Consider the following 10204-nt stretch of genomic DNA (forward strand, 5'->3'; position numbering starts at 1 on the left):
GTGTGCCTAATTTGTGTTCAACTTTTGAAGTCAACTCCTCATGGCTGCTGGGCTGGCCTCGCGGCAACTTCCCGGACAGGCCCCCTTGTTGACTTCGAAACTTGAAGGCATAGTCTCGGCAACGTTCTTTTTACCTTCAGGTAGTGCCCCCTGAAAGGACACGCACCCACACCGGCGACGTCGCCGGTGGCCCGAGGAGTTCACGTGACCAGCACAGCGCAGGGATCCAAGACAGGAGCCCGGGACGCCCATCCCGAGCATCTGTCCCACGTCATCTTCATCGCGGCGGCAGCCGCGATGGGCGGCTTCCTCTTCGGCTACGACAGTGCCGTCATCAACGGCGCCGTCGAGGCCATACGGGACCGCTACGGCATCGGTTCCGCGGCGCTGGCGCAGGTCATCGCCGTCGCGCTGATCGGCTGTGCCGTCGGCGCCGCCACGGCGGGACGCATAGCCGACCGCATCGGCCGCATCCGGTGCATGCAGATCGCGGCCGTGCTGTTCACCGTCAGCTCGGTCGGCTCGGCGCTGCCCTTCGCCCTCTACGACCTCGCCTTCTGGCGTGTCGTCGGCGGCTTCGCCATCGGCATGGCCTCCGTGATCGGCCCCGCCTACATCGCCGAGGTCGCCCCCGCCGCGTACCGCGGCCGCCTCGGTTCCTTCCAGCAGGCCGCCATCGTCGTCGGCATCGCCATCTCCCAGCTGGTCAACTGGGGCATCCTCAACGCCGCGGGCGGTGACCAGCGCGGCGAGCTGCTGGGCCTGGAGGCCTGGCAGCTCATGCTCGGCGTGATGGTCGTCCCGGCCGTCCTGTACGGGCTGCTGTCCTTCGCGATCCCCGAGTCCCCGCGGTTCCTGATCTCCGTCGGCAAGGACACGCGCGCCCGTGAGGTGCTCGCCGACATCGAGGGCAAGGACACCGACCTCGACGCCCGGGTCGCCGAGATCGAACTCGCCATGAGGCGCGAACACAAGTCGACCTTCAAGGACCTGCTCGGCGGCAGCTTCTTCTTCAAGCCGATCGTGTGGATCGGCATCGGCCTCTCGGTCTTCCAGCAGTTCGTCGGCATCAACGTCGCGTTCTACTACTCCTCGACGCTGTGGCAGTCCGTCGGCGTCGACCCGGCCGAGTCGTTCTTCTACTCGTTCACGACGTCGATCATCAACATCGTGGGCACCGTGATCGCCATGATCTTCGTGGACCGCATCGGCCGCCGTCCGCTCGCCGTGATCGGCTCCGTCGGCATGGTCGCCGGGCTCGCGCTGGAGGCCTGGGCGTTCAGTTACGACCTCGTCGACGGCAGGCTGCCGGCCACCCAGGGCTGGGTCGCCCTGATCGCCGCCCATGTGTTCGTGCTCTTCTTCGCCCTGTCCTGGGGCGTCGTCGTCTGGGTCATGCTGGGCGAGATGTTCCCGAACAGGATCCGCGCCGCCGCCCTGGGTGTGGCCGCCTCCGCGCAGTGGATCGCCAACTGGGCCATCACCGCGAGCTTCCCGTCGCTGGCCGACTGGAACCTCTCCCTGACCTACGTGATCTACACGGTCTTCGCCGCGCTCTCCATCCCCTTCGTGCTGAAGTTCGTGACGGAGACGAAGGGCAAGACGCTGGAGGAGATGGGCTGAGCCCGGTGGGGTGACGCCTCCACCGAGTCCGGGGAGACGGGCCACGTTCCCGCCGCCCTTCTCCTCGTGCCCTCCGCCGCCCCGGCCCGGCCACCTACCGGGCCGGGGCGGCGGCGTCAGTTCTCCAGCCTCGGCAGGACGTCCTCGCAGAACAGATGCAGGCTGCGCCAGCCCTCGTCGACCGGCATCCCGCCCGACAGCGGGTGCAGGACGAAGCTGTCCAGCCCCTGCGCCAGGCACTCGTCCGGTGTGAGGATCCGGTACACGCCCTCGGCACGCAGCTCCGCCACCGTCGTGGCCTCCGACTTCACCGCCGAGCGGGTCCCCTCCGACTGCCAGGAGGCGTACGTCCGCGCCTCGTGCAGGAAGTGCTCGCCGTACACCGCCCATGCCCGGTCCGGGTCCTCGGCGAGGTGTAGCAGCGGGGTCTCGGCCGCGGGCATCATGGTCCAGCCCTCGGTTCCGTACTCGGCGAGCCGTTCCTCGTAGTACGCCTCCAGCTCCGGCAGATGCGCGCTCGGGAAGAAGGGCAGGCCCAGCCGTGCCGCCCGGCGGGCCGCGGCCCTGGACGAGCCGCCGACCAGCAGCAGCGGATGCGGCTCGGTGTACGGGCGCGGGGTGACGCGGACCGTGCGCCCCCGGTACGTGAACGGCTCCCCGGTCCACGCCTTCAGGACCGTCTCCAGCAGCTCGTCCTGGAGCAGGCCGCGCCGCTTCCACTCCACGTCGAACAGCGCGTACTCCTCCGGCCGGTACCCGATCCCCGCCACCGTCACCAGCCGCCCGCCGCTCAGCAGGTCCAGCACGGCGATGTCCTCGGCCAGCCGCAGCGGGTCGTGCAGCGGACCGATGACCGCCGACACGGTCACGGCGATACGCCGGGTCGCTCCGAAGACCGCGCCCGCGAAGGCGAACGGCGAGGGCAGCCAGTTGTTTGCGACACCGTGGTGCTCCTCGGTCTGCACGGTGGTGATCCCGCGGTCGTCGGCGTACGCGGCCATCTCGACGGCGGCCCGGTAGCGGGCGCTCAGCGACGCCGGGGTAGCGCCGGGCTCGACGAGGTTGAAGCGGACGACCGTGACGGGCATGGCGGACCCCCTTCTGGCTGGTGTGAAGGGGGACAGTAGCTGACGGCGTGTCAGGTTGCCAGCGATGGCTCGAGAGCTTTGCCGGGGCGCCGTCATGTGGGTGGTGAGGCGGCAAGGGGGTGTCACAGCCCACCTGGTGGACCATGACACCGCCAGGGGACACTGCTCCGTGTACCCGACGCGCCCAGCCATACCGGTCGCGTTGTGACTCCACCCCTGAGGGGCTTCCGGCCGACGCGAGGTCGGACCGCGGGCCGGCCCGGCCCGGTGGGGACTGTGCCCGCGTGGACAGCGAACCGCCGAGCGGGGGGTCACGCCATACTTGGCCTTGTTATGGAAATCGTCATCCTCGCTGTAGTCATCGCCGTAGTTGTGCTCGCCGCGATCGGCGGGCTCGTCATCGGCAGCCGCAGAAAGAAGCCGCTGCCCCCGGCGCCCCCCACGACGCCCGACATCACCGCCCCTCCGGCCGAGCCGCACGTCGGCGACGAGGCCGAGACACCACGCGACGAACCGCGCCGGACGATCGAGGAGGTGGACCTTCCCGGCGGCGGGGCCCCCACCGCCGTGGAGGAGCCGCCCGTCGTCCCCGATCTCGTTGCTCCCGAGATCGAGATCCCGGAGCCGACCGAGGGCCGACTGGTCCGACTGCGCGCCCGGCTCTCCCGCTCCCAGAACGCGCTGGGCAAGGGACTGCTCATCCTGCTCTCGCGCGAGCACCTCGACGAGGACACCTGGGAGGAGGTCGAGGACACCCTGCTCACCGCCGATGTCGGCGTGCAACCCACCCAGGAGCTGGTCGAGCGGCTGCGCGAGCGGGTGAAGGTGCTCGGCACCCGCACGCCGGCGGAGCTGCGCGGGCTGCTGCGCGAGGAGCTGCTGAAGCTGGTCGGCACCGACTTCGACCGTACGGTGAAGACCGAGCCGGCGACCAGCAAGCCCGGCATCGTGATGGTCGTCGGGGTGAACGGCACCGGGAAGACGACGACCACCGGCAAGCTCGCCCGTGTCCTCGTGGCCGACGGCCGGAGCGTCGTCCTCGGCGCGGCCGACACGTTCCGCGCGGCCGCCGCCGACCAGCTCCAGACCTGGGGCGAGCGCGTCGGCGCCCACACCGTGCGCGGCCCCGAGGCCGGCGACCCCGCCTCCGTGGCCTTCGACGCGGTCAAGGAGGGCAAGGAGATGGGCGCCGACGTCGTGCTCATCGACACGGCGGGCCGGCTCCACACCAAGACGGGCCTCATGGACGAGCTCGGCAAGGTCAAGCGCGTCGTGGAGAAGCACGCCCCGCTGGACGAGGTGCTCCTGGTGCTCGACGCGACCACGGGGCAGAACGGGCTCATCCAGGCCCGTGTCTTCGCCGAGGTCGTCGACATCACCGGCATCGTGCTGACCAAGCTCGACGGCACGGCCAAGGGCGGCATCGTGGTCGCCGTACAGCGTGAGCTGGGTGTGCCGGTCAAGCTGGTCGGTCTGGGAGAGGGCGCCGATGACCTGGCGCCGTTCGAGCCGGAGGCGTTCGTTGACGCTCTTATCGGAGAGTGACCACTTCCGGACTCCCGTAGGCGGTCAGGAGAAGCGCCCGTTCCCAAGCAGTGGGGACGGGCGCTTCGCTGTCGGCGTCGGCAGGTGCTACGCCCGCGACCGGTGCGCCACATACGCCAGCGTCCCCAGCAGCAGGCGCGCGGCCGGCGGTCTCGTCGCCGAGTCCAGGGCGGGGGAGCGGAGCCAGCGGACCGGGCCCAGGGTGCCGCGGTCGGAGGGCGGAGCCGTGACATGGGTGCCCGGGCCGAGGCCGCTCAGGTCGAGGGACGAGGGGGCGTCCCAGCCCATGCGGTAGAGCAGCTCGGGAAGCTCGGCCGCGCCGCCGGGGGCGACGAGGAAGTGGGCGCGGCCCTCGGGGGTGGCGATGACGGGGCCGAGGGGGAGGCCCATCCGCTCCAGACGGATCAGCGCGCGGCGCCCGGCGGGCTCGGCGACCTCGATCACGTCGAAGGCGCGGCCCACCGGCAGCATGATCGAGGCGCCCGGGAACTCCGCCCAGGCCGCGGTCACCTCGTCGAGGGTGGCTCCGGCACGCACCGGGGGAGCGAAGGCGAGGGGGTGGGCGCCGGGCTCGTCGCAGTCCGGCCTTCCGCACGAGCACGCTCCCGCGGTCGCGCGCGCCCCGGGCACCACGTCCCAGCCCCAGAGCCCGGTGAACTCGGCCACGGCGGTGCATTCCGTCGTGCGGCCGCGCCGACGCGAGCCGGATCGCAACTCCCGGATGCCGCCGATCGTGAAGCCCATGCCCCCTCCAACGGGTCCAGCGCGCCGGCGGTTACGGCACGGAGGCGAGTCGTTACCCTCTGTTTCCATCTTGTCGGGTGATCGCTCGTTTCCGATGGCGCTCCGTAGCGATTCGGGTGGTGCGCCCGACGGTGCGCGCCCTTGAATGCGTCACTCCGCCTGCCCCCGACCGTCATGTGTCAAGTGAATCGCGAGTACACCACGGTGAGTTCATCCGATGGGGTGGCGAATGGTGGCGTTTCTGGAATCGCCATGGCTGGAGGGGTGATCGTAAGATTACTGTGTGTACACGAGTCCGGGGGATTCAAGCGCTCGTGAGTATGCCGGAGGCAAGTCGAGTTCCCGTTCGACGAGTGACAACTGCCGGACGCGCCACGGCACATACCGGCATTCTGGTAGGGCTTGGCGCACACAGCGCACAAGTGGTTTCAGGAATGGGGGCGTTCCAGTGGGCGGCAACGGCGGAGGCGGGACGAACGCTGACAAGCGCCCCAACGAGCTCTTGAGCTCCTGGTTCGTGCGGAGCGGCTGGTCCAAGGGCGAGCTCGCCCGCCAGGTCAACCGCCGGGCCCGCCAGTTGGGGGCCAATCACATCTCCACGGACACCTCCCGCGTGCGCCGCTGGCTCGACGGCGAGAATCCCCGCGAGCCGATCCCCCGGATCCTGTCCGAGCTCTTCTCCGAGCGGTTCGGCTGCGTCGTCGCCGTCGAGGACCTGGGACTGCGGGCCCCCCACCGGTCCCCGTCCACCGCCGGTGTCGACCTGCCCTGGACGGGCCCGCAGACCGTGGCACTGATCAGCGAGTTCTCGCGCAGCGACCTGATGCTGGCGCGGCGCGGCTTCCTCGGGACCTCGCTGGCCCTCTCCGCGGGCCCGTCCCTCATCGAGCCCATGCAGCGCTGGCTCGTGCCCTCGTCGTCCGCTCCCAAGTTCTCGACCGGGCTCGGTGAGGCGGGGCTTGCGCCGGATGAGGCGTCCGGGCCCGCCGTGCGCCGCCCGAGCCGGCTGTCCAAGCCTGAGCTGGACCTGCTGGAGACCACGACCGTGATGTTCCGGCAGTGGGACGCCCAGTGCGGCGGCGGCCTGCGCCGCAAGGCCGTCGTCGGCCAACTCCACGAGGTGACCGACCTCCTCCAGGAGTCCCAGCCCGAGGCCACCACCCGGCGTCTGTTCAAGGTGGCCGCAGAGCTCGCCGAGCTGGCGGGCTGGATGAGCTACGACATCGGGCTCCAGCCGACCGCCCAGAAGTACTTCGTGCTGGCCCTGCACGCCGCCAAGGAAGCGGGCGACAAGCCCCTCGGGTCGTACATCCTCTCCAGCATGAGCCGCCAGATGATCCACCTCGGGCGGCCCGACGACGCACTCGAGCTCATCCACCTCGCCCAGTACGGCAGCCGTGACTGCGCGAGCCCGCGCACCCAGTCCATGCTGTATGCGATGGAGGCCCGTGCCTACGCCAACATGGGCCAGCCCGGCAAGTGCAAGCGCGCCGTCCGGATGGCCGAGGACACCTTCGCCGACGCCGAGGAGTGGGACGAGCCGGACCCCGACTGGATCCGCTTCTTCTCCGAGGCCGAGCTGCACGGGGAGAACTCCCACTCGTACCGCGACCTCGCCTATGTCGCCGGCCGCAGCCCCACCTACGCCTCCATGGCCGAGCCCGTGATGCGCAGGGCGGTCGAGCTGTTCGCCGACGACCCCGACCACCAGCGGTCGTACGCACTCAACCTGATCGGCATGGCCACGGTGCATCTGCTCCAGCGTGAGCCCGAGCAGGGCGCGGAGCTCGCCCGGCGGGCCATGAGGGCAGCCGAAAAGGTGCGCTCCGAGCGGGTCAACACTCGTATCCGAAAGACCGTCGACACGGCCGTACGCGATTTCGGCGAGCTCGCCGAGGTCATGGACCTCACCGACCAGCTCTCCCGGCACCTGCCCGAGACCGCCGAAGCGGTCTGACGGCCCGGTCCCCGGGCCCCAGGATTCCGGCCGCGGCCGGCCACCCCGACTGCCCGACTCGGCTCCCCCAAGTGCCAGGTCATCGGATGGCCGCCGCGGCCGGTGCACCCTTTCGCGCCTAAACCGGCGGCTCCTTTTTGCGCCTAACCCGGCGCCGCTTTCGCGGAGCTGGTTGATCGCCGTTGTGGTTCCTCAATTGATGGTTGCGGCTGTCATTGGGGAAGGTTGCGTCACGATAACGATCAGGGTGGTCGGGATCCGGCAGTTCATCAAGGCGTAACACGTAGGGCGCCTTCGTCACGGCGGTGAAACATCGAGGGGCTTCGACCGAAACGGCGCTGCGTCAATCTCGTGGCGCATAACCGGCCCACCCCTCAACCCGCTCAGGCTTCGCCCGCACGGGGCCGTACCTATTGACGAGGAGACGCCGATGGCATCAGCCATCACGCTGGCCGCAGAGACGGAGCTCTCTGCCGCGAACACAGGTTTCATGCTCATCTGTTCCGCCCTGGTGATGCTCATGACCCCGGGCCTGGCCTTCTTCTACGGAGGCATGGTCCGCGTCAAGAGCACCCTGAACATGCTGATGATGAGCTTCATCAGCCTGGGGATCGTCACCATCCTGTGGGTGCTGTACGGCTTCTCCCTCGCCTTCGGCACCGACTCCGGCAGCATCATCGGCTGGTCCTCCGACTACGTCGGACTGAGCGGCATCGGCCTGACCCAGCTGTGGGACGGCTACACGATCCCGATCTACGTCTTCGCCATGTTCCAGCTGATGTTCGCGATCATCACGCCCGCCCTGATCAGCGGCGCGCTCGCGGACCGCGTGAAGTTCAGCGCCTGGTCGCTGTTCATCGCCCTGTGGGCCACGGTCGTCTACTTCCCGGTCGCCCACTGGGTCTGGGGCACCGGCGGCTGGGCCTTCGAGCTGGGCGTGATCGACTTCGCCGGTGGTACGGCGGTCCACATCAACGCGGGTGCCGCGGCGCTCGGCGTGATCCTGGTCATCGGCAAGCGCGTCGGCTTCAAGAAGGACCCGATGCGTCCGCACAGCCTCCCGCTGGTCATGCTCGGCGCCGGTCTGCTGTGGTTCGGCTGGTTCGGCTTCAACGCCGGTTCGTGGCTCGGCAACGACGACGGTGTCGGCGCGCTGATGTTCGTCAACACGCAGGTCGCCACCGCCGCCGCCATGCTGGCCTGGCTGATCTACGAGAAGATCCGCCACGGCGCGTTCACCACGCTGGGCGCCGCCTCCGGCGCGGTCGCCGGTCTGGTCGCCATCACCCCGTCCGGTGGCGCGGTCTCCCCGCTCGGCGCGATCGCCGTCGGCGCCATCGCCGGTCTGCTCTGCGCCATGGCCGTCGGTCTCAAGTACAAGTTCGGCTACGACGACTCGCTCGACGTCGTCGGCGTCCACCTGGTCGGCGGTGTCGTCGGCTCCCTGCTCATCGGCTTCTTCGCCACCGGCGGCGGCCAGTCCGACGTGGCCGGTCTCTTCTACGGCGGCGGCCTGACCCAGTTCTGGAAGCAGTGCGCCGGTGTCTTCGTGGTCCTCGCCTACTCCCTGGTCGTCTCCGCGATCCTCGCCTTCCTGATCGACAAGACGCTCGGGATGCGGGTCACCGAGGACGACGAGGTCGCCGGCATCGACCAGGCGGAGCACGCCGAGACCGCATACGACTTCAGCGGAGCGGGCGGTGGCGCTGCCCGTACCGCGGTCCCGACCCCGGCTGCGGCCGCGAGCAAGAAGGTGGACGCATGAAGCTCATCACCGCCGTCGTGAAGCCCCACAGGCTCGACGAGATCAAGGAGGCCCTGCAGGCCTTCGGAGTCCACGGCCTGACGGTCACCGAGGCCAGCGGCTACGGTCGTCAGCGGGGACACACCGAGGTCTACCGCGGCGCCGAGTACACGGTCGACCTGGTCCCCAAGATCCGGATCGAGGTGCTGGTCGAGGACGACGACGCCGAGCAGCTGATCGACGTCATCGTGAAGGCTGCCCGCACCGGCAAGATCGGTGACGGCAAGGTCTGGTCCCTTCCGGTCGACACGGCCGTACGGGTCCGGACCGGCGAGCGCGGACCCGACGCGCTCTGACGAGAAGAACAGGAGTCGCTGGGTGACGAGTACGGACGTACGTACGGAAGCAGAGGACTCGGGACCCAGCGGCTACGCGGCGGCCCGGCTGCGCCTCCTCCAGGAGGAGGCGCGGTCCGGGCCGCCGCGCCGTGCGGCCCTGGCCGAACTCACGGACGACTGGCTGAGCGGTCTCTTCGACGCGGGCGCCGAAGGACTGCGCGGCGTCTCCCTGGTCGCCGTCGGCGGCTACGGGCGCGGAGAGCTGTCCCCGCGCAGCGACCTCGACCTGCTGCTCCTCCACGACGGCAGTGACCAGGACGCGGTCGCCGCTCTCGCCGACCGCATCTGGTATCCGGTGTGGGACCTGGGACTCGCCCTCGACCACTCCGTGCGCACCCCCGCCGAGGCGCGCAAGACCGCGGGCGAGGACCTCAAGGTGCAGCTCGGCCTGCTGGACGCCCGCCATGTCGCGGGCGACCTCGGTCTCACGGCGGGCCTGCGCACGGCCGTTCTGGCCGACTGGCGCAACCAGGCGCCCAAACGCCTCCCCGAACTCCAGGAGCTGTGCGCCGAACGGGCCGAGCGCCAGGGCGAGCTGCAGTACCTGCTGGAGCCCGACCTCAAGGAGGCCCGCGGTGGCCTCCGGGACGCCACCGCCCTGCGCGCGGTCGCCGCGTCCTGGCTCGCGGACGCACCCCGCGAGGGCCTCGCCGAAGCCCGGCGCCGCCTCCTCGACGTACGGGACGCGCTCCACCTCACCACCGGCCGCGCCACCGACCGGCTCGCCCTCCAGGAGCAGGACCAGGTCGCCGCCGAACTCGGCCTGCTGGACGCCGACACGCTCCTGCGCCAGGTGTACGAGGCCGCGCGCGTCATCTCGTACGCCAGTGATGTCACCTGGCGCGAAGTGGGGCGCGTGCTGCGGTCGCGCGCTGTACGGCCGCGTCTGCGCGCCATGCTCGGGGGCGGGAAGCCCACCGCCGAGCGCTCCCCGCTCGCGGAGGGCGTGGTCGAGCAGGACGGCGAGGTGGTGCTCGCGCGGGCCGCGCGCCCCGAGCGCGACCCCGTGCTGCCCCTGCGCGCCGCAGCCGCTGCCGCCCAGGCCGGACTGCCCCTCTCGCTCCACGCGGTACGCCGTATGGCCGCCGCCACCCGCCCGCTGCCC

8 protein-coding genes are annotated in these 10204 nt (G+C 70.3%); 6 read left to right on the top strand and 2 right to left on the bottom strand.

Annotated elements, in window-relative coordinates:
* The first annotated feature begins 204 nt into the window (after positions 1-204).
* Positions 205-1623: a sugar porter family MFS transporter gene (locus FNH04_RS14030; RefSeq protein ID WP_322723029.1), complete on the top strand. Its 1419-nt coding sequence runs from the start codon at positions 205-207 to the stop codon at positions 1621-1623.
* A gap of 116 nt (positions 1624-1739) precedes the next feature.
* On the opposite strand, the gene FNH04_RS14035 is transcribed toward FNH04_RS14030, so the two are convergent.
* Positions 1740-2711, bottom strand: coding sequence for an LLM class flavin-dependent oxidoreductase (locus tag FNH04_RS14035; protein WP_152784003.1), 972 nt, complete (start codon positions 2709-2711; stop codon positions 1740-1742).
* A gap of 333 nt (positions 2712-3044) precedes the next feature.
* Here FNH04_RS14035 and ftsY point away from each other — a divergent pair, with 333 nt between their 5' ends.
* Entirely contained in the window at positions 3045-4256 is a 1212-nt protein-coding gene (ftsY, locus tag FNH04_RS14040; RefSeq protein WP_152784005.1) for a signal recognition particle-docking protein FtsY, read from the top strand.
* Between the two features lie 87 nt (positions 4257-4343).
* Here the strand turns inward: ftsY and FNH04_RS14045 are convergent, their stop codons facing one another.
* Positions 4344-5000: a bifunctional DNA primase/polymerase gene (locus FNH04_RS14045; RefSeq protein ID WP_152784008.1), complete on the bottom strand. Its 657-nt coding sequence runs from the start codon at positions 4998-5000 to the stop codon at positions 4344-4346.
* Between the two features lie 448 nt (positions 5001-5448).
* Here FNH04_RS14045 and nsdA point away from each other — a divergent pair, with 448 nt between their 5' ends.
* The 4 genes from nsdA to FNH04_RS14065 form a co-directional block, all read left to right on the top strand.
* On the top strand, positions 5449-6957 hold the full coding sequence (gene nsdA / locus FNH04_RS14050; RefSeq protein WP_322723030.1) for a transcriptional repressor NsdA: 1509 nt from the start codon (positions 5449-5451) through the stop codon (positions 6955-6957).
* Between the two features lie 430 nt (positions 6958-7387).
* Positions 7388-8722 (top strand): ammonium transporter, encoded by a 1335-nt coding sequence (locus FNH04_RS14055; RefSeq protein ID WP_152784012.1) that lies wholly within the window; start codon positions 7388-7390, stop codon positions 8720-8722.
* Positions 8719-9057, top strand: coding sequence for a P-II family nitrogen regulator (locus FNH04_RS14060; protein WP_131558414.1), 339 nt, complete (start codon positions 8719-8721; stop codon positions 9055-9057). The genes FNH04_RS14055 and FNH04_RS14060 overlap by 4 nt, the downstream gene beginning before the upstream one ends.
* A gap of 22 nt (positions 9058-9079) precedes the next feature.
* Positions 9080-10204: [protein-PII] uridylyltransferase family protein (locus FNH04_RS14065; RefSeq protein ID WP_322723031.1), on the top strand; the 1125-nt coding region annotated here is incomplete at its 3' end.

Source organism: Streptomyces phyllanthi (genome assembly GCF_009377205.1).
GTDB classification, from domain to species: domain Bacteria; phylum Actinomycetota; class Actinomycetes; order Streptomycetales; family Streptomycetaceae; genus Streptomyces; species Streptomyces phyllanthi.